General features: G+C 73.9%; 16 protein-coding genes and 1 pseudogene. 9 read left to right on the top strand and 8 right to left on the bottom strand.

Annotated elements, in window-relative coordinates; translation table 11 throughout:
• Window positions 1–154 precede the first annotated feature (154 nt).
• Window positions 155–1,585 carry an MFS transporter gene (locus SM418_RS13275; RefSeq protein WP_371942192.1) on the bottom strand — a complete coding sequence of 477 codons (1,431 nt, stop codon included), beginning with the start codon at window positions 1,583–1,585 and terminating at the stop codon, window positions 155–157.
• Between the two features lie 396 nt (window positions 1,586–1,981).
• Between SM418_RS13275 and SM418_RS13270 the strand changes: the two genes are divergently transcribed.
• The 5 genes from SM418_RS13270 (at window position 1,982) to SM418_RS13250 (ending at window position 7,238) form a co-directional block, all read left to right on the top strand.
• On the top strand, window positions 1,982–3,799 hold the full coding sequence (locus SM418_RS13270) for a SelB domain-containing protein (RefSeq protein WP_371942191.1): 1,818 nt from the start codon (window positions 1,982–1,984) through the stop codon (window positions 3,797–3,799).
• 63 nt (window positions 3,800–3,862) lie between these two features.
• The gene (locus tag SM418_RS13265; protein WP_371942190.1) at window positions 3,863–5,056 is read left to right on the top strand and encodes an RtcB family protein; all 1,194 of its coding nucleotides are present in this window, start codon (window positions 3,863–3,865) and stop codon (window positions 5,054–5,056) included.
• 265 nt (window positions 5,057–5,321) lie between these two features.
• Window positions 5,322–6,311, top strand: a complete 990-nt coding sequence (moaA, locus tag SM418_RS13260; protein ID WP_371942189.1) for a GTP 3',8-cyclase MoaA — start codon at window positions 5,322–5,324, stop codon at window positions 6,309–6,311.
• Between the two features lie 4 nt (window positions 6,312–6,315).
• Window positions 6,316–6,882: a molybdenum cofactor guanylyltransferase gene (mobA, locus tag SM418_RS13255; protein ID WP_371942188.1), complete on the top strand. Its 567-nt coding sequence runs from the start codon at window positions 6,316–6,318 to the stop codon at window positions 6,880–6,882.
• Between the two features lie 50 nt (window positions 6,883–6,932).
• Window positions 6,933–7,238 (top strand): DUF6457 domain-containing protein, encoded by a 306-nt coding sequence (locus SM418_RS13250; protein WP_371942187.1) that lies wholly within the window; start codon window positions 6,933–6,935, stop codon window positions 7,236–7,238.
• Between the two features lie 10 nt (window positions 7,239–7,248).
• Here the strand turns inward: SM418_RS13250 and SM418_RS13245 are convergent, their stop codons facing one another.
• A complete protein-coding gene (locus SM418_RS13245; protein WP_371942186.1) occupies window positions 7,249–7,491 on the bottom strand; it encodes a hypothetical protein in 243 nt (80 codons plus the stop codon).
• Window positions 7,492–7,572: 81 nt separating this feature from the next.
• Here SM418_RS13245 and SM418_RS13240 point away from each other — a divergent pair, with 81 nt between their 5' ends.
• Window positions 7,573–9,015 (top strand): DHA2 family efflux MFS transporter permease subunit, encoded by a 1,443-nt coding sequence (locus SM418_RS13240; RefSeq protein ID WP_371942185.1) that lies wholly within the window; start codon window positions 7,573–7,575, stop codon window positions 9,013–9,015.
• Here the strand turns inward: SM418_RS13240 and SM418_RS13235 are convergent.
• Together SM418_RS13235 and SM418_RS13230 are read right to left on the bottom strand one after the other, a co-directional pair.
• Window positions 9,012–10,331 carry an FAD-dependent oxidoreductase gene (locus tag SM418_RS13235; protein WP_371942184.1) on the bottom strand — a complete coding sequence of 440 codons (1,320 nt, stop codon included), beginning with the start codon at window positions 10,329–10,331 and terminating at the stop codon, window positions 9,012–9,014. The genes SM418_RS13240 and SM418_RS13235 overlap by 4 nt on opposite strands.
• Window positions 10,321–11,139: a tryptophan 2,3-dioxygenase gene (locus SM418_RS13230; RefSeq protein ID WP_371942183.1), complete on the bottom strand. Its 819-nt coding sequence runs from the start codon at window positions 11,137–11,139 to the stop codon at window positions 10,321–10,323. Before SM418_RS13230 ends, SM418_RS13235 begins: the two co-directional genes overlap by 11 nt.
• A gap of 47 nt (window positions 11,140–11,186) precedes the next feature.
• On the opposite strand from SM418_RS13230, the gene SM418_RS13225 reads away from it, so the two are divergent.
• Complete coding sequence (locus SM418_RS13225; RefSeq protein WP_371942182.1) at window positions 11,187–12,281, top strand: alpha/beta hydrolase family protein; 1,095 nt, start codon at window positions 11,187–11,189, stop codon at window positions 12,279–12,281.
• 53 nt (window positions 12,282–12,334) lie between these two features.
• Here the strand turns inward: SM418_RS13225 and SM418_RS13220 are convergent, their stop codons facing one another.
• A complete protein-coding gene (locus SM418_RS13220; protein WP_371942181.1) occupies window positions 12,335–12,865 on the bottom strand; it encodes a MarR family transcriptional regulator in 531 nt (176 codons plus the stop codon).
• A 44-nt stretch (window positions 12,866–12,909) separates the two neighbouring features.
• On the opposite strand from SM418_RS13220, the gene icmF reads away from it, so the two are divergent.
• Both icmF and SM418_RS13210 read left to right on the top strand, forming a co-directional pair.
• Window positions 12,910–16,137 (top strand): fused isobutyryl-CoA mutase/GTPase IcmF, encoded by a 3,228-nt coding sequence (icmF, locus tag SM418_RS13215; RefSeq protein ID WP_443098378.1) that lies wholly within the window; start codon window positions 12,910–12,912, stop codon window positions 16,135–16,137.
• Between the two features lie 54 nt (window positions 16,138–16,191).
• The gene (locus SM418_RS13210) at window positions 16,192–16,962 is read left to right on the top strand and encodes a helical backbone metal receptor (RefSeq protein ID WP_371942180.1); all 771 of its coding nucleotides are present in this window, start codon (window positions 16,192–16,194) and stop codon (window positions 16,960–16,962) included.
• Here SM418_RS13210 and SM418_RS13205 read toward each other — a convergent pair.
• From SM418_RS13205 to SM418_RS13195, 3 genes and pseudogenes are all read right to left on the bottom strand, one after another.
• Complete coding sequence (locus tag SM418_RS13205) at window positions 16,959–17,591, bottom strand: TetR/AcrR family transcriptional regulator (protein WP_371942179.1); 633 nt, start codon at window positions 17,589–17,591, stop codon at window positions 16,959–16,961. The genes SM418_RS13210 and SM418_RS13205 overlap by 4 nt on opposite strands.
• A pseudogene (locus SM418_RS13200) lies at window positions 17,566–17,832 on the bottom strand (SDR family oxidoreductase); the annotation flags it as partial. The gene SM418_RS13205 and the pseudogene SM418_RS13200, both read right to left, overlap by 26 nt.
• A complete protein-coding gene (locus tag SM418_RS13195; RefSeq protein ID WP_371942178.1) occupies window positions 17,796–17,972 on the bottom strand; it encodes an SDR family NAD(P)-dependent oxidoreductase in 177 nt (58 codons plus the stop codon). The pseudogene SM418_RS13200 and the gene SM418_RS13195, both read right to left, overlap by 37 nt.
• Between the last annotated feature and the right edge of the window lie 10 nt (window positions 17,973–17,982).

Raw genomic sequence — 17,982 nt, 5'->3', positions numbered from 1 at the left:
GGCGGGCCCCCGGCCGTGGCGCGCTCCGTGGCCCTGGTCTGCGCTGAGGCCCGGTTCGCGATTCGGGCCGCACCCCCTATAGGGCATGGCGCGGGGCCGGTTCGTCAAGGGCCCGCGCCGCGCGGCCCCCGTGCCCGCGACCCCCGAGGGGCCGTCAGCGGGGGTGCCGGCGGGCGTGCACGACGGCGATGAGCGCGGCCATGGCGGCGCTCGCCGCGACGATCCAGAAGCACAGCTCGTACGCGGCGAGCGTGGGGGTCCCGGTCCCGGCGAGCACCCGCCCGGCCAGGATGGACGCGGTGACGGCGCCCGCCACGCTGCCGCCGGTGGTGCGGACGAGCGAGTTGACCCCGCTGGCGATGCCGCTCTGGTCCATCGGGACGTGCTGGACGGCGAGCGTGCCGAGCGCCGCGTAGGCGATCCCGAACCCGACGCCCTGGATGGCGCTGAACGCGAGCATGTCGTACACGTGCGAGTTGGACACCGCCAGCCACGCGTAGCACAGCCCCGCGAACGCCGACCCCGTCGCGAGGGTGTAGGCGGGGCCGAGCCGCGCCGCGATCCGCCCGGCCAGCGCCGAGAACACCAGCATCGTGAAGGTGCTCGGCAGCATGTAGAGGCCGACGTCCAGGACCGAGCCGTCCAGCCCGTACCCGACCTCCGCGGACGGCGCCTGGACGAACCCGGCGATCAGTGTGAACGCGGCGAACATCGAGAAGCCGAGCAGCGCCGAGACGAGGTTCACCGAGAGCGACCGCGCGCCGACGAGCAGGTTCAGCCGCACCATCGGGGCGCGCACCCGCGACTCGACCGCGACCCACGCCGCGCACAGCGCGGCGGCCGCGCCGAACAGGCCGAGGACGCCGCCGGACGTCCAGCCCCACGCCTTGCCCTGGCTGATGCCGAGCAGCAGGCAGACCAGCCAGGCGGCGAGCAGCACGGCGCCCGCGATGTCGGGCCGGCCCCCGGACCGGGCGCCGGTGTCGCCGGCGCAGGCCGCCACCAGTGCCAGCGCGGCGGCGCCCAGCGCGGCGGTGATCCAGAACACCGGATGGTGGCTGCCGGTGCGGGCGGCGATCAGCCCGGTGACGATCATGCCGGCGCTGCCGCCGACGCCCATGGTGGCGCTGACGATGCCGATCGCGGTGATGATCCGATCGGGCGGGAACGCGTCCCGGATCATGCCGATGGCGAGGGGGATCAGCGAGACCGAGACGCCCTGCAGGGTGCGCCCGGCGATGAGGACCGGCAGCGAGCCGGACACCGCGCAGATCACCGAGCCGATCAGCAGCAGGACGAGCGCGAGCAGGATCATCCGCTTCTTGCCGTACATGTCGCCGAACCGCGTCAGCAGCGGGGTGGCGACCGCGCCGGCCAGCAGCGACGCGGTGAACACCCACGTCACGGCCGTGATCGGGGCGTCGAAGCGGTGCATGAGCTGGGGCAGCAGCGGCAGCACGAGGGTCTGCTGCACCGAGACGACCATCCCCGCGGCGGCGAGTGCGAGCAGGGTGCGGCCGGTGCTGGCCGAGCCCGCGGGCGGGTGCCCGGCCGCAGTGCGCGCCGTGGTCTGGGCGCCGGTCATGCGAGACCTCCCCGATGCGATCGATGACGTCCGGTCGCGGCGGGTTTCCGGCCGCGCGGCCCCGTGCTCTGCCGTGCCCTTACTTACTTAGGTTAAGTAATTATAGAGGGACGGGATTTTCGCCATGCCGCCGGCGGGGCCGAACGGTCCGGCGGACGCGGGGGCGGAGGGCACGGGCGATGTCGGTTTCAGACGGAGCTGAACCGATGGCGGTTTCTGGTCGTTTGTGGTTCACGTGAGGTCAGTGGGGTTTTCCGCGCCGGGGTCGGGGCCGGGTCGGGTTTTACGCGGGGCCCCGGCGTCCCTAGGGTTGCCTTCCGTGGACCTTCGTCTGCGCAACCCCCGCGACGCATCTCCCCGCACGGCCTTCCGAGTCTCGGCCCGGAAAGGACGCTGATGCAGGTCGTCACCACCGCCGGTCACGGTGGGCACGGCAAGACGGCGCTCGTGCGCGCGCTCACCGGCAAGGAGCCGGGCGAGACGGGCGCCTGGACGGAGTTGCCCTCGGGCCGGCGCGCGGCGTTCGTCGACGTCCCCGGCGGCGAGCGGTCCATCCCGGCCATGCTCGCGGGCGCCGCGCCCGCGCCCGCCGCGCTGCTCGCCGTGGCCGCCGACGAGGGCTGGATGCCGCAGACCGGCGAGCACCTGGACGCCCTCGCGGCGCTCGGCGTGCGGTTCGGCGTCCTCGCGGTCACCAAGGCCGACGCCGCCGACTCCCGGCCGGCGCTGCGCCAGGCCCGCGAGCGGCTCGCCGGCACCGCGCTGGCCGGCGCGGAGGCCGTCGCCGTCAGCGCCGTCACCGGCGCCGGCGTCGACGAGCTGGCCGCCGCCCTCGACCGCCTCGCCGCCCGCCTGCCCGTCCCGGACCCGGCCGCCCCCGTGCGGCTGTGGGTCGACCACGCCTTCACCGCGGGCCGCCAGACCGTCGTCACCGGCACCCTCCCCGCCGGGACGGTCGCGGTGGGCGACGAACTGCTCCTCATGCCCGCCGCGGAACGCGTCCGCGTCCGGACGATCGGCTGCGCCGGCGAGCCGTGCGACACGGTCGGCGGCGTCTCGCGCGTCGTGCTGACGCTCCGCGACGCGGGCCGCGTCGGCGTGGGCATGGCCCTCGTCACGCCCGGCTCCTGGACCCACACCACCTGCGTCGACGTCCGCACCCGGTTCGGCGAGGCGTCCGGGCGGCTCGCGCGGCAGATGACGCTGCACGTCGGCGCCGCCGCCGTCCCGGTCCGGCTGCGTCCCCTCGGCCCCGACACCGCCCGGCTGACCCTGAACACCCGCCTCGCCCTGCACCTCGGCGACACCGGCGTCCTGCGCGACCCGGCGCGCCGCTCGATCGCGGGGGTGAGCGTCCTGGACGTCCGGCCGCCGACCCTCGTGCGCCGCGGGGCGGGGGCGGCCCGCGCCCGGGAGCTGGCGTCCTGGCCCGACCGGCCGGACGGGACGATCGTGCTGCGCCGGCACGGGGTGCTGCGGCGCTCGGAGCTGGCCCTGATGGGCTGCGCGCCGCCGCCGGACGCCGTCGCGCTGGACGGCGAATGGGTCGCCGACCCCGCGCACTGGTCGTCGCTGTTCGAGCGCCTCGCCGCGGAGACGTCCCGGCACGCCGCGGGCAGCCCGCACGCCCCCGGCATCCCGCTGGAGACCGTCCGGCTGCGGCTCGGCCTCCCGGCCCGGCAGCTCGTCACCGCGCTCGTCCGGCCGCCGCTGCGGGTGGACGCCGGACGCGTCTACGGCCCCGACCCCGCGCCCGACCCCGAGCCCCGCCCGGCCGCCCCCACCGCGATCGCCGAGGCACCGCCGCCGCCATGGGCCGGCGCCGTCGAGCGGCTCCGCGCCGATCTCGCGGACGCGCCGTTCGCGCCGCCGTCCGCCGAGCGCCTCGAGGAGCTGGGCCTGACCGCCGAGCTGCTCGGCGCCGCCGAGCGCGCGGGCGCCGTGCTGCGCATCCCCGCCGGCGAGGGCGACGGCGAGGGCGGGGGCGACGGCGGCGGGGAGGGCGACATCGTCCTGCTGCCGGGCGCCGACCGGGAGGCCCTGCGCGTCCTGAACGGCCTGCCGCAGCCGTTCACCCCCGGCCAGGCCGGCGACGCCCTGGCCACCGGCCGCCGTGTCGCCGTCGCCCTGCTGCGGCACCTGGACCGGCTCGGCCTCACCGAACGCCGCCCGGCAAACGGTGATGAACCCCTCCAGGACGGGAAAACCGGTTGAACGGCGACCGGTGACTCTGGCCTCATGGATCGCGGTCCGGTTCCCGTCGATCAAGGAGAAGGCATGCCGTACCAGACGCTCAAGGGCGGCCGCGTTCCCATCCGGATGTGGACCGACCCCGCCACCGTCGAGGACCTCGCCCTCGACCAGCTCCGCAACGTCTCCGCCCTGCCGTGGGTGGAGGGCCTCGCGGTGATGCCCGACGTCCACTACGGCAAGGGCGCGACCGTCGGCTCGGTCATCGCGATGAAGGACGCGGTGTCCCCGGCGGCCGTCGGCGTCGACATCGGCTGCGGGATGACCGCCGTCAAGTCGTCCCTCACCGTCGAGGACATGCCGGACGACCTGTCCGGCATCCGGCACCGGCTGGAGAGGGCGATCCCCGTCGGGCGCGGCTCGCACAAGAGCGCCGTCGACCCGTCCGCGCTGCCGAACCTGAAGGAGCGCGGCTGGTACGAGTTCTGGCGGCAGTTCGACGATCTGCACCCGGCGGTCCGGGCCCGGTTCGGCCGCGCCCGCCAGCAGATGGGCACGCTCGGCGGCGGCAACCACTTCCTGGAGCTGTGCGCGGACGACGAGGGCGCGATCTGGCTCGTCCTGCACTCCGGCTCGCGCAACATCGGCAACGAGCTGGCCGAGCACCACATCGAGGCCGCCCGCAAGCTTCCCCACAACCAGGATCTTCCGGACAACGACCTCGCCGTGTTCCTCACCGGCACCGCCAAGATGGACGCCTACCGCCACGACCTGTTCTGGGCGCAGGAGTATGCGCGCCGCAACCGCGCCGTCATGACCGCGCTCGCGCAGAACGTCGTGACCAAGCGGTTCGGCGAGCAGCGCTGCAGGTGGGGCGAGGTCATCTCCTGCCACCACAACTACGTGGCGGAGGAGGTGTACGGCGGCGAGGAACTGCTCGTCACCCGCAAGGGCGCGATCCGCGCGGGCCGCGGCGACCTCGGGATCATCCCGGGCTCGATGGCGACCGGCACCTACATCGTGCGCGGCCTCGGCAACGAGACCGCCTACAACTCCGCCTCGCACGGCGCGGGCCGCAGGATGAGCCGCAACAAGGCGCGCAAGAGCTTCACCGTGGACGACCTGATCGAGCAGACGAAGGGCGTCGAGTGCCGCAAGGACGGCGGCGTCGTCGACGAGATCCCGGGGGCCTACAAGGACCTGGAGACGGTGATCGCCGCCCAGTCCGACCTGGTCGAGGTCGTCGCCCACCTGCGCCAGCTCATCTGCGTCAAGGGCTGACCCGCCGGCCGGGCCGGCGGTGCCGTGCATGTAGAACGTGGGCAGCGCGCCGACGGAGCCGTGCCGGACGGGGACGTCCGGCACGGCTCCGTAGCGGCCGAGGTGCTCGCCGTAGCCGTGCACGACGGCCTCCCTGATGCCCGGCGGAACTCCCGGTCCGACGGGATGCGACGAATCGTCGACCACCGCAATAGGCTGGTGTGACCGACCGCAACCTCCGGCGGGCCGCGAACCATGGCCGCCGGTCAGCAGGAAGGGGCGCCCCGTGCTGGTCGACACCTTCGGCCGTACCGCGACGGACCTGCGGGTCTCGCTCACCGACCGCTGCAACCTGCGGTGCTCGTACTGCATGCCGCCCGAGGGGCTGGACTGGCTGCCCAAGCCGGAACTGCTCACCGACGACGAGGTGATCCGGCTGGTCGGCCTCGCCGTCCGCGAGCTCGGGATCACCGAGGTCCGCTACACCGGCGGCGAGCCGCTGCTGCGGCGCGGCCTGCCCGACGTCGTGGCGCGGACGGCCGCGCTGTCCCCGCGCCCGCAGATCTCCCTCACCACCAACGGCATCGGGCTCGACCGGCTGGCCGGGCCGCTCGCCGAGGCCGGGCTCGACCGGGTGAACGTCTCCCTCGACACCCTGGACCGCGACACGTTCAAGCGGCTCGCGCACCGCGACCGGCTCGGCGACGTCCTCACGGGCCTCGCCGCCGCGCGGGCCGCCGGGCTCGAACCCGTCAAGATCAACACGGTGCTGATGCGCGGGATCAACGACCACGAGGCCGTGCCGCTGCTGCGGTACTGCCTGGAGCACGGCTACCGGCTGCGGTTCATCGAGCAGATGCCGCTGGACGCCCAGCACGGCTGGACCCGGGAGAACATGATCACCGCGGACGAGATCCTGGACCGGCTGTCCGCCGAGTTCGACCTGGCCCCCGACGAGCGGCACGACCGGGGCAGCGCCCCCGCCGAGTCGTTCCTGATCGGCGGCGGCCCGGAGACGGTCGGCGTGATCGGCTCGGTGACCCGGCCGTTCTGCGGCGCCTGCGACCGGGTGCGGCTGACCGCCGACGGGCAGATCCGCAACTGCCTGTTCGCCACCGAGGAGTCCAACCTCCGCGACGCCCTGCGCGGCGGCGCCACCGACACCGAGCTGGCCGACCGGTGGCGCAAGGCGGTCTGGGCCAAGCGCGCCGGGCACGGCATCGACGACCCCTCGTTCCTGCAGCCCGCCCGGCCCATGTCGGCGATCGGCGGCTGAGCCGGTGGAGTCCGGCACGGGCTTCGACGCCATCCTGCTCGCGGGCGGGCGGGCCCGGCGGTTCGGCGCCGACAAGCCGGCCGCGCCGGTGGGCGGGCGCTCGCTCATCGAGTGGACGGCCGCCGCCGCGGCCGGGGCGTCCCGGCTGATCGTGGTCGGGCCGCGGCGCGACGTCCTGCCGGGCGCCGTCGTCGTCCGCGAGGACCCGCCCGGCGCCGGGCCGGTGCCCGCGCTGCGCGCCGGGCTCGCCGAGGTCCGCGCGCCGCGGCTGGCGCTGCTGGCCGCCGACCTGCCCTTCCTGCGCCCCGCGCACGTCGCCCGGCTGCTGGAGGCGATGGGGGAGCGGCCCGGCGCCCTGCTGCTGGACGAGGAGGGCCGCGAGCAGTGGCTCGCCGGCTGCTGGCGTTCCGGAGCACTGCGCGCGGCCCTGGACGGCTACGCGGGCGCGTCCCTGCGCGGCCTGCTCGGGCCGCTCGCGCCCGTCACGGTCACGGTGCCCCTCGGTGCGCGTCCCGCCTGGTACGACTGCGACACCCCCGAGGAACTGGCCGCCGCCGAGCGCCTGCTTTGATCGTGGGAGAGTGGGCAGTGATGCCTGGACCACGCGCGAAGGGGGACCCCATGTCGACGCTGGAGGAATGGATCAACGCGGCCTGCCTCGAACTGGGCCTGGAACGCGGCGACATCGACCAGAGCCTGATCCTCGACCTCGCCCGCGACGTCGCGCACGGGGTCGCGCGGCCGGGCGCGCCGCTGACGGCGTACCTGCTCGGCCTCGCGGTCGGGCGCGGCACGCCCGCGCGGGACGCCGCCGCGCGGCTGACCGAGATGGCCGAGGGCTGGAAGCCCGAGGAGCCCGAGAAGTCCGGGACCGCCGAGGTGCTTGAGGTGCCGGAACAGGCGGGCGAACCCGTCCTCGACGCCTGAACCCGCGCGCCTAGCCGTCCGCCGGGGGCGCGTCGCGGTCGGCGACCGGCACCACGTCCTTCAGGAAGTCGCGGAGGGACAGGAACGCCGCCAGGCTCTCGCGGTGCTCGTCGCAGGCCAGCCAGATCTTCCGCCGGTCCGGCGTGTGGATCTTCGGGTTGTTCCACCGCAGCGCCCACACGGCGGCGGCGCGGCAGCCCTTGGCGGAGCACAGCAGTTCCTCGGGGCCGGTCCCGGGCGCGGAGTCGGTCATCCGGCAACTTTGGCACAGCCGCGGGGCGGGAACGTTCCCGCCCCGCGTTTCACCACGGTGCTCCGCGGATAGGACCCCGCCGTGCAGACAGAGGCCGCCGGCGCCCCCGGTCCCGGCTGGGACCGGCGCCGCCGCTGGCAGGCGCTCTCGGTCTGCCTGGTCTCGGCGTTCATGACGCTGCTGGACGTCAGCATCGTCAACGTCGCGCTGCCCTCGATCCGGGAGGGGCTGCACGCCTCCGAGGCGGAGCTCCAGTGGATCCTGTCGGGCTACGCGCTGACGTTCGGCCTCGTCCTCGTCCCGGCGGGACGGCTCGGCGACGCCCGCAGCCGCCGCGCCGTGTTCATGTCCGGGCTCGCGCTGTTCACGGCGGCGAGCGCGGGGGCCGGGGTGGCGCCGACCATCCTCGTCCTCGTCCTCGCCCGGCTCGTGCAGGGCGTCGCGGGCGGCATCCTCAACCCGCAGGTCGCGGGCCTCATCCAGCAGCTGTTCCAGGGCGCCGAGCGGGGGCGGGCGTTCGGCGCGCTCGGCGCCGTCATCGGGGTCGCGACCGCCGTCGGCCCGCTGCTCGGCGGCGCGCTGATCGCGGCCGGCGGTTCCGCGGAGGGCTGGCGGTGGGTGTTCTACGTCAACGTCCCGGTCGGGGTCGTCGCGCTGTTCCTCGCGTGGCGGCTGCTGCCCGCCCCGATCTACGGCGAGCGGCAGGGCCTGGACCCGCTCGGCGTCCTGCTGCTGGGCGCGGGCGTCGTGTGCGTGCTGCTGCCGTTCGTCCAGGAGCAGCAGTGGCACGGCGGGCTCAAGTGGCTGCTGGTCCTCGCGGGCGCCGTGCTGATCGCCTTGTTCGTCGCCTGGGAGCGCCGCGCGCGGGCGCCCATGATCGACCTGGGCCTGTTCCGGCTCCGCTCCTACACGCTCGGGACGGCGATCGCGCTGCTGTTCTTCGCCGGGTTCACCGCGATCTTCTTCATCTTCACCCTCTACCTGCAGAACGGCCTCGGCTACAGCGCGCTCGGCGCCGGCTTCGCGATCACGCCGTTCGCGGTCGGGTCCGGGCTGGCCTCGGCGGTCGGCGGCCGGATCGTGTCGCGGTACGGGCGGCCCCTCGTCGCCGCCGGGCTCGTCCTGGTGGTGATCGGGCTCTGCGCCGCCTGGGTCGCCGTCGAGCTCAGGCCGGGCGGCGGCGTCGCCTGGGCGACCGCGGCGCCGCTGCTGGTCGCCGGGTTCGGCACCGGCCTGGTCATCGCCCCCAACCAGACGCTGACGCTGTCGGAGGTCCACTACACCGAGGGCGGCAGCGCGGCGGGCGTCCTGCAGACCGGCCAGCGGGTCGGCACCGCGATGGGCATCGCCGCCGTCGGCTCGGTGTTCTTCGCCACCCTGGCGAGCACGCGCGGGGACTGGGCGACGGCGTTCCGGCACGGCCTGATCGTCGTCCTCGGGTTCGTGCTGGCGGCGCTGGCGGCGGCCGTCGTCGACCTGGTCGCCGGACACCGCCTGCGCCGCTCGCGCCGGGAGCCCCGCTAGCGCCGCCGGGCGGCGCGCAGCGCCAGGCCGAGGACGGCCGCGCCGCCCGCGGCGGAGGCGGCGAGGATCAGGTTCTGCCGCCTGATCCGGGCCGGGATCTCCGCGTACGGCAGCGTCGAGAACGACACCAGCTCGTAGCGGGAGACGTACCGTCCGGCGAGGCGCCGCTCCAGCGCGTGCGCGGCGGCCTGCTTCGCCCGGTACACCGGGGACGACACCCGGTCGCGCATCTCGACGAAGTTGTCCAGCGCCATCTCGGCGATCGCGTCGGTGTTGGGCTTGCGCCGCTCCTCGTAGCGCGCCAGCGCGCGCCGCCAGTCGCCGCCCGTCTCGGTCAGGCACCGGTCGATCTCGATGCAGTCCTCGAACGCGCAGTTGGCGCCCTGCCCGAAGAACGGGACGATCGCGTGCGCCGCGTCGCCGAGCAGCGCCACGATCGCGCCGTCGCCGTACCGGGTCCACGGCCGGCACCGGACGGTCACCAGCGACCCGACCGGGTTGAGCGCGTAGTCGTCGGTCAGGTCCGGCATCAGGCCCGCGACGTCCGGGTAGTGCTTCGCGAAGTACGCGGTGACCTTCGCCGGGGTGTCGAGCGCAGCGAAGTCGCCCTTCGGCCAGAACAGCGTGCAGGTGAACGACCGGTCGAGGTTCGGCAGCGCGATCATCATCGAGGTGCCGCGCGGCCAGATGTGCAGCGCGTCCGGGTCGAGCGCGAACCCGCCGTCCCGGGGCGGGACGGTCAGCTCCTTGTACCCGTGCTCCAGGAAATCGGCGTCGTGCTCGAATCCCAGCGACCGGCGGACCGCGCTGTAGGCGCCGTCCCCGGCCAGGACGACGTCGGCCGGCTCAGCGTCGGCGTCCTCGAAGAGGATCTCGCCGGCCTCGGTGTCCACGCCGGTGACGCGCCGGGAGAACCGGAGCGTGACGCCGGGGGTGGCCTCGGCGGTGTCCAGCAGCGACCGGTTCAGCTCGGCGCGGCTGATGGAGTTGATGGCGCGCTCGCCGTCCGCGCTGTAGGGCTGGAAGTTCTGCGCGCCCGGCAGCGGATGCACCATCCGCCCGTGCATGGGCAGCGCCTGCTTGAGGGACTGGTCGCGCAGCCCCACCTGCTCCAGCGCGGCGAGGCCGCGGGCGGAGATCGCCAGGTTGATCGACCGTCCGCGTTCGGCGCCGGCGACACGCGGGTCGGGGCGCCGCTCGTACACCGTGACCGGGACGCCGCGCCGGCCGAGCAGCACCGCCAGCAGGCAGCCCGCGAGGCCCGCGCCGACGATCGCGACCCGCTCCCTGCCCGCCGGGGGGCCGTCACCCGCCATGACCGGGGGCCTCCTCGGCGCTCGCCGACTCGGTCTGCGAGCGGACCTCCCACAGGTCGGGGAAGGCGGGGGCGGACAGCGTCCGGCGCAGGTAGTCGGCGCCCGCCGACCCGCCGGTGCCGATCTTCGCGCCGATCGTCCGCTCGACCATCTTCAGGTGCCGGTACCGCCACTCCTGGACGCCCTCGTCCATGTCGACGAGCGCCTCGCACACCTCGACGGCCGGGCCGGACTCGTCCGCGTAGACGGCGAGGAGGGCCTTCTGGACGCCGGCGTGCGGCTCCCAGGGCGTGGAGGGGTCGCGGTCGAGGGCCTCGCGCGGGACGCGGAACCCGCGGTCGGCCAGGTAGCGCAGCAGCGAGTCGAAGATCGACGGGCGGGAGACCGCGGCCCGCAGCCGCTCGTCGTCGCGCAGCACCGACGCGGGGAACGAGCGCCGCCCGAGGACGGCCTCGATCTCGCGGAACTGCTCGCTCTGAAACCCGCTGGAGCTGCCGAGGACGTCGCGGAACGCGGCGAATTGGCGGGGCGTCATCGTCTCCAGCACGTCCAGCTGCCCGACCACGGTCTTGAGGATCTTGGCGATCCGGCGGGCGGTGTGCAGCGATCCGGCGCTGTTGCCGTCCTCGAGCCTGCGCTGCAGCAGCGCCGCCTCGTGCAGGATCTGCTTGAACCACAGCTCGTAGACCTGGTGGATGATCACGAAGAGCAGCTCGTCGTGCGCGCGGGTCTTCGGCTCCTGGCAGGAAAGAAGATCATCGAGCCGCAGGTAGCCGCCGTACGTCATCGTCGGCGAATCCGCCATCATGCCTCCTTGCGACACAACGGATATGAGCCGCAGCATAGGGGATCGTGATGACCAGGGAATTCGTAGGGCTGCCGTCGCCCCTCACCGGCCGCGCGGGCGCGGGCGGCCACCCGTGCCAGGGCGTCTACCACCGCCCCGCCGGGAACCCGCCCAGGACGGCCTTCATCGCGACCCACTACAACGTCGACTTCTCCGAGCACTACCTCGCCGAGCACCTCGCCGAGCGCGGCTACGGGTTCCTCGGCTGGAACACCCGTTTCCGCGGCAACGAGGCGTACTTCCTGCTCGACCACGCGCTCGCCGAGATCGGCGTCGGCGTCCGGTGGCTCCGCGAGCGGGCCGGCGCCGAGCGGGTCGTGCTGCTCGGCAACTCCGGCGGCGGCTCGCTCATGGCCGCCTACCAGTCGCAGGCCGTCGAGCCGAACGTCGCCCCGGTCGCCGGGATGCGCCCGGTCCCCGCCATAGAGGACCTGCCCGCCGGTGACCTGTTCATCGCCCTCGCCGCGCACTCCGGCCGTCCGGAGGTCCTCACCGCGTGGATGGACCCGTCGGTGACGGACGAGACCGACGCCCTGTCGGTGGACCCGTCCCTCGACCCGTTCGACCCGGAGAACGGCCCGCCCTACAGCGCGGCGTTCCAGGCCCGCTACCGCGCCGCCCAGCACGCCCGGAACGAACGCATCACCGACCGGGTCCTCGAACGGCTGGACGCCCTGCAGGGCACCCGCGCCCGCGACGCCCTGTTCAACGTGCACCGCACCTGGGCCGACCTCCGCATGATCGACGCGTCCATCGAGCCGTCCGACCGCGAGCCCAACCGCTGCTACCTCGGCGACCCCCTCAAGGCCAACTACGGCGTGTTCGGCCTCGGCTCGCTCTGCACGCTCCGCTCCTGGCTGTCGATGTGGAGCCTGCGCACCTCGCAGTGCGCCGCCGCGCCGCACCTCGCGCGCATCACCGTCCCCTCCCTGGTGGTCCACGCGACGGCGGACGAGTGCGTCTACGACAGCGACGCCCGCGCGATCTTCGACGCGCTCGCCGTGTCCGACAAGGCCCTCGAATTCGTCAAGGACACCCACTACCTGCCCCGTTCGCGCCCCCAGGTCGCCGACCTCGTCGACGCCTGGGTCCGTGCCCGCTGACGCTCACGCCGCCGTGGCGTCCGCGATCCGGTGCCACGGACGCTCCGCCGTGGTCAGGGGAGGTCGCCGGCGGAGACGCGGACGGAGCGGAGGGCGGCGGTGATCTCGGCGGCCTCGGCGGCGGGGAGGTCGGCGATGCCGAAGCCGGACCGGTTGAGGGCCAGGGTGGCGTCCTCGGCGATGTCGCGGCCGGCGGGGGTGATCGTGGCGAGGACGACGCGGCGGTCGTCCGGGGAGGGGCCGCGGCCGACGAGCCCGCGCCGCTCCAGCCGGCCGATCACGTTGGTGACGGAGGCTGGGTGCACCATCAGGCGTGTGCCCATCTTGCCCATGGGTAGTGTCCCGGTGCGGGTGAAGGCGAGCAGGCGCAGCGCCTCGTATGCGGCGAACGTGAGCCCGTACGGCTTGAGGACCGCCTCGATGCGGCTGAGCAGGAGCTGCTGGGCGCGCATCACCGAGGTGACGGCCGCCATGTGGTCGGCGTGCTCGGGCCAGCGGCTGCTCCACTGACGGTGGGCCTCGGCGATGGGGTCGGGGGTGTCGGACACCCGGTCACCGTATGCGGTCTTGACTCGTTCGCGCACGGAAACTATTTTAACTTCCAAATATTGGATGTCCAAGGTTTGGGGTGGAGACGGTGACGGGGAAGCTGCACGCGCCGGTTCATCCGGTGCGGTTCGTGACGGCGGCGGCGCTGTTCGACGGCCACGACGCGGCCATCAACATCATGCGGCGGATCCTGCAGTCCCAGGGCGCCGAGGTGGTGCACCTCGGCCACGACCGCTCGGTCCGCGAGGTGGTCGACGCCGTCGTGGAGGAGGACGCGCAGGGCGTGGCGATCAGCTCCTACCAGGGCGGCCACGTCGAGTACTTCGAGTACCTGTCGCGCGGCCTCAAGGAGGCCGGCGCCGAGCACGTGAAGGTCTTCGGCGGGGGCGGCGGCGTGATCGTCCACGAGGAGATCGCGCGGCTGTCGGGCGCGGGCGTGCGGATCTTCTCGCCGGAGGACGGGCAGCGGCTCGGCCTGCCCGGAATGATCAACGAGCTGGTGCGCGACTGCGACGTCGACCTCGCCGCCGAGCCCCCGGCGGCCGGCGCCGTGCCGGCGGGGGACCGGCGCGCCCTGGCACGGACCATCACCTGCCTGCAGGCCGGGAAGCTGCCGGACGGCGACCGGGCGCGGCTCGCCGAGGCGGCCGGGCGGCGCGGCGTCCCGGTGCTGGGGATCACCGGGACCGGCGGATCCGGGAAGTCGTCCCTCACCGACGAGCTGGTGCGCCGGTTCCGCGTCGACCGGGGCGACCGGCTGCGCGTCGCGGTGCTCGCCGTGGACCCGACCCGGCGGCGCGGCGGCGGCGCGCTGCTCGGCGACCGGATCAGGATGAACTCCCTGGACGGCGACCGCGTGTACTTCCGCTCGCTGGCGACGCGGGGCGCGCGGGAGCTGCCGGAGAACATCGAGGACATCGTCGACGCCTGCAAGGCCGCCGGGTACGACCTGGTCATCCTGGAGACGCCCGGCATCGGCCAGGGCGACGCGGCGATCGTCCCGCTGGTGGACGTGTCGCTGTACGTGATGACGCCGGAGTTCGGCGCCGCGTCCCAGCTGGAGAAGATCGACATGCTCGACTTCGCGGACGTGGTGGCGATCAACAAGTTCGAGCGGCGCGGCGCGGCCGACGCGCTGCGGGACGTGTCGCGGCAGCTCGTCCGCAACCGGGAGGCGTTCGGGCAGCGGCCCGAGGACATGCCCGTGTTCGGCACCAGCGCGGCGACCTTCAACGACGACGGCGTCACGGCCCTCTACCAGCACCTCTGCGGGCTGCTGGCCGAGCATGGGCTGGAGCCGGCGGGCGGCGTCCTGCCGAAGGCCGCGACGAGGACCTCCACGGGCGCCGCGACCGTGATCCCGCCCGGCCGGGTGCGGTACCTGTCCGACATCGCCGAGACCGTGCGCGGCTACCACGCCGACACGGTCGAGCAGATGGGGGCCGTGCGGCGCGTCCAGCGGCTGGACGAGGTGCGCGCCGAGCTGACCGACGCGTCCGAGGTCGAGGGGCTGCTGGAGAAGGCGCGCCGCGGCGTGGCGCCGGGCAACGCCGGCCTGATCGAGAGCTGGCCGGCCGTCGTCGAGTCCTACTCCGGCGACGAGCAGGTCGTGAAGATCCGCGACAGGGAGCTGCACACCACGCTGACCCGCGAGTCGCTGGCGGGCAGCCGCATCCCCCGCGTCGCGCTGCCCCGCTACACCGACCACGGGGAACTGCTGAGGTTCCTGCGCAACGAGAACCTGCCGGGCAGGTTCCCGTTCACCGGCGGGGTCTTCCCGTTCAAGCGCGACAACGAGGACCCGGCCCGCATGTTCGCGGGGGAGGGCGACCCGTTCCGCACCAACCGCCGCTTCAAGCTGCTGTCGGAGGGCCAGCCCGCGACCCGGCTGTCCACCGCGTTCGACTCGGTCACCCTTTACGGGCGCGACCCGGACGAGCGCCCCGACGTGTACGGCAAGGTGGGCACGTCGGGCGTGTCGATCGCGACGCTGGACGACATGAAGGCCCTGTACGACGGGTTCGACCTGTCCTCGCCCACCACGTCGGTGTCGATGACCATCAACGGTCCCGCGCCCACGATCCTGGCGTTCTTCCTCAACACCGCCATCGACCAGGGGCTGGACGCCTTCCGCGAGGAGCACGGCCGGGAGCCGTCCGGGGACGAGGCCGCCGCGATCCGCGCGCGCGTCCTGTCGACCGTGCGCGGCACCGTGCAGGCCGACATCCTCAAAGAGGACCAGGGGCAGAACACCTGCATCTTCTCCACCGAGTTCTCGCTGCGGATGATGGGCGACATCCAGGAGTGGTTCATCGCCAACGGCGTCCGCAACTTCTACTCGGTGTCGATCTCCGGCTACCACATCGCAGAGGCCGGCGCGAACCCCATCAGCCAGCTCGCGTTCACCCTCGCCAACGGGTTCACCTACGTCGAGTCCTACCTGGCGCGCGGCATGGACATCGACGACTTCGCGCCCAACCTGTCGTTCTTCTTCTCCAACGGCATGGACCCCGAGTACAACGTCCTCGGGCGCGTGGCCCGCCGCATCTGGGCCGTGGCCATGCGCGACCGGTACGGCGCCAACGAGCGCAGCCAGAAGCTCAAGTACCACGTGCAGACGTCCGGGCGCTCCCTGCACGCGCAGGAGATGCACTTCAACGACATCCGCACGACGCTGCAGGCGCTCATCGCCATCTACGACAACTGCAACAGCCTGCACACCAACGCCTACGACGAGGCCGTGACCACGCCGACCGCCGAGTCGGTGCGGCGGGCGCTGGCGATCCAGCTCATCATCAACCGCGAGTGGGGCCTCGCGATGAACGAGAACCCGCTGCAGGGGTCGTTCATCATCGACGAGCTGACCGACCTGGTCGAGGAGGCGGTGCTCGCGGAGTTCGACCGCATCAGCGAGCGCGGCGGCGTCCTCGGCGCGATGGAGACCGGCTACCAGCGCGGCCGCATCCAGGACGAGTCGATGCTGTACGAGCAGCGCAAGCACGACGGCTCCCTGCCGATCATCGGCGTCAACACGTTCCGCCCGGCGGAGGGCGGCGACGGGACGCCGGAGACGATCGAGCTGGCCCGTGCCACCGAGGACGAGAAGCGCTCCCAGCTCGACCGCGTCCGCGCCTACCAGGACGCGCACCGCGACCAGGCCGAGGCCGCCCTCGCCGCGCTCAAGGACGCGGCGCGGGCGGGCGAGAACGTGTTCGCCGTCCTGATGGACGCGGCGCGTGTGTGCAGCCTCCAGCAGGTCACCGACGCGTTCTTCGAGGTCGGCGGGCAGTACCGCCGAAACGTATGAGGCGGGGTTCCCGCGGGGAACACCCATGAGCGGGCGAACCGGGGGTGTGGGGGTGTGATTCCGCGCGATGACACCGGCCACCCGGTCGCGGTCCCGGACCGGGTGCGCCGCGTCGTCTCGATCGTGCCGTCCCTGACGGAGACGGTCGCGGTGACCGCGCCGGGCCTGCTGGCGGGGGCCACCGACTGGTGCACCCACCCCGAGGGCCTGGACGTGCCGCGCGTGAAGGGCACGAAGAATCCCGACCTCGGCCGGATCGCGGAGCTGCGGCCCGACGTCGTCCTGGGCAACACCGAGGAGAACCGGCCCGCCGACGTCGAGGCGATGCGCGCCGCGGGCATCGCCGTCTGGATGACGGAGATCCGCACGGTCGACGAGGCTCTGGTCTCGCTGCGCCGAGTGCTCACGGAGGCGTGCCGCGTCCCCGTACCGGGCTGGTTGGACGAGGCGTCCCGGGTCTGGTCGGACGTTGTCCCGAAGCGGGAGCGAGCGGCCGTCATCCCGATCTGGCGGCGGCCGTGGATGGTCGTCGGCCGCGACACCTTCACCGGCGACGTGCTGTCCCGCCTGGGCGTGTCCAACGTGTACGCCGGTCACCCCGAGCGCTACCCCAAGATCCCCTTGGCCGACCTGAACGCCGCCGTCGCCGACCTCGTCGTCCTGCCGGACGAGCCGTACCGGTTCACCGAGGACGACGGCCCCGAGTCGTTTCCCGGCCTCGACGTCGCGCTCGTCGACGGCCGGCATCTGACCTGGTATGGCCCGTCGCTCGCCGACGCCCCGGCGGCTCTCGCGCGGCAGCTCGCCGGGGCGCGGACGTACTAGCCGGGCCGGCCAGCCGGGCCGGCGGGGCCGGCCTCGGGCCCGCGGCTGAACATGGCCTCCACGCATTCGGCCATGCGCTCGTCCAGATCCTCCGCCGGGAGGCCGATCTCGCGGGCGAGATGATCGCGCAGCAGGGTGTACCCGTAGATCGTGGACGCGATCGCCGCCTGGACGGCCGCGACGTCCTCGACCGGCAACTCGCCCCGCTCGGCCTCGGCGGCGAGGTCGTCGCGGCCAGCGCCGCGGTTCAGCAGGACGCGGGGCCGGGTGTCCCCGTCCAGCACCAGCAGCGTCGCCAGCCGCACCGGTTCGGGGTCGCGCAGGCTCGTCCAGAACAGCCGGGCCAGCCGTTCGCGCAGCGGCAGCCCGGCCGCGTCCACCGCGTCCTCGGCGTTCGGCCGCGACCGGTGGAACAGCGCCGAGCGCAGCAGCGACCGCCGCGACCCGAAGTACTGGTAGACCAGCCCGCGGTTGACGCGCGCCTCGTCGGCGACCTGCCGCAGGTTGAGCCCGGCGAGGACGCCGCCGCGGCGCAGCAGCGCGACCGCCGCCGCCCGCAGCGACTCCTCCGTCGCGTCCCGGTCCCGCCCGCGGGGCGCCTCCTCACGCGCGGGGACCACCGGCCACATAGATCACCTGGCCGGACACGAACGACGCGTCGTCGCCGACCAGGAACGCGACCGTCCCCGCGATGTCCTCGGGGACGCCGACGCGGCGGACGGGGATCTCCCTGGCGGCGGCGGCCTTGAAGTCCTCGAAGTCGACGCCGACGCGGGCGGCGGTCGCGGCCGTCATCTCGGTCGCGATGAACCCGGGCGCGATCGCGTTGGCGGTCACGCCGAACCCGCCCAGCTCGATCGCCAGGGTCTTGCCTGGACGGTGCCGGCGCAGGCGGCCTCGTCGAGGTCGCAGACCGCGACGGCGAAGCCCTCCCGCGCGAGCCGGACGGCGACGGCGGCGCCGATGCCGCGCGCCGCGCCGGTGACGAGGGCGACCCGGTTGCCGGTCATTTCCGTTCCC

Source organism: Actinomadura chokoriensis (genome assembly GCF_041463665.1).
GTDB classification, from domain to species: Bacteria; Actinomycetota; Actinomycetes; order Streptosporangiales; family Streptosporangiaceae; genus Spirillospora; species Spirillospora chokoriensis_A.
The sequence above is the reverse complement of the archived record's forward strand: the minus strand, read 5'-3'. Positions and strand labels throughout refer to the sequence as shown.

What these genes read in the sequence shown, in the direction of transcription:
- SM418_RS13250 (WP_371942187.1), top strand. Translation starts at nt 6,933, where the DNA reads ATGTCGACGCTGGAGGAATGGATCAACGCGGCCTGCCTCGAACTGGGC.
- SM418_RS13270 (WP_371942191.1), top strand. Translation starts at nt 1,982, where the DNA reads ATGCAGGTCGTCACCACCGCCGGTCACGGTGGGCACGGCAAGACGGCG.
- SM418_RS13235 (WP_371942184.1), bottom strand. Translation starts at nt 10,331, where the DNA reads ATGGCGGGTGACGGCCCCCCGGCGGGCAGGGAGCGGGTCGCGATCGTC.
- SM418_RS13225 (WP_371942182.1), top strand. Translation starts at nt 11,187, where the DNA reads ATGACCAGGGAATTCGTAGGGCTGCCGTCGCCCCTCACCGGCCGCGCG.
- SM418_RS13275 (WP_371942192.1), bottom strand. Translation starts at nt 1,585, where the DNA reads ATGACCGGCGCCCAGACCACGGCGCGCACTGCGGCCGGGCACCCGCCC.
- SM418_RS13205 (WP_371942179.1), bottom strand. Translation starts at nt 17,591, where the DNA reads ATGTGGCCGGTGGTCCCCGCGCGTGAGGAGGCGCCCCGCGGGCGGGAC.
- SM418_RS13245 (WP_371942186.1), bottom strand. Translation starts at nt 7,491, where the DNA reads ATGACCGACTCCGCGCCCGGGACCGGCCCCGAGGAACTGCTGTGCTCC.
- SM418_RS13230 (WP_371942183.1), bottom strand. Translation starts at nt 11,139, where the DNA reads ATGATGGCGGATTCGCCGACGATGACGTACGGCGGCTACCTGCGGCTC.
- SM418_RS13265 (WP_371942190.1), top strand. Translation starts at nt 3,863, where the DNA reads ATGCCGTACCAGACGCTCAAGGGCGGCCGCGTTCCCATCCGGATGTGG.
- SM418_RS13195 (WP_371942178.1), bottom strand. Translation starts at nt 17,972, where the DNA reads ATGACCGGCAACCGGGTCGCCCTCGTCACCGGCGCGGCGCGCGGCATC.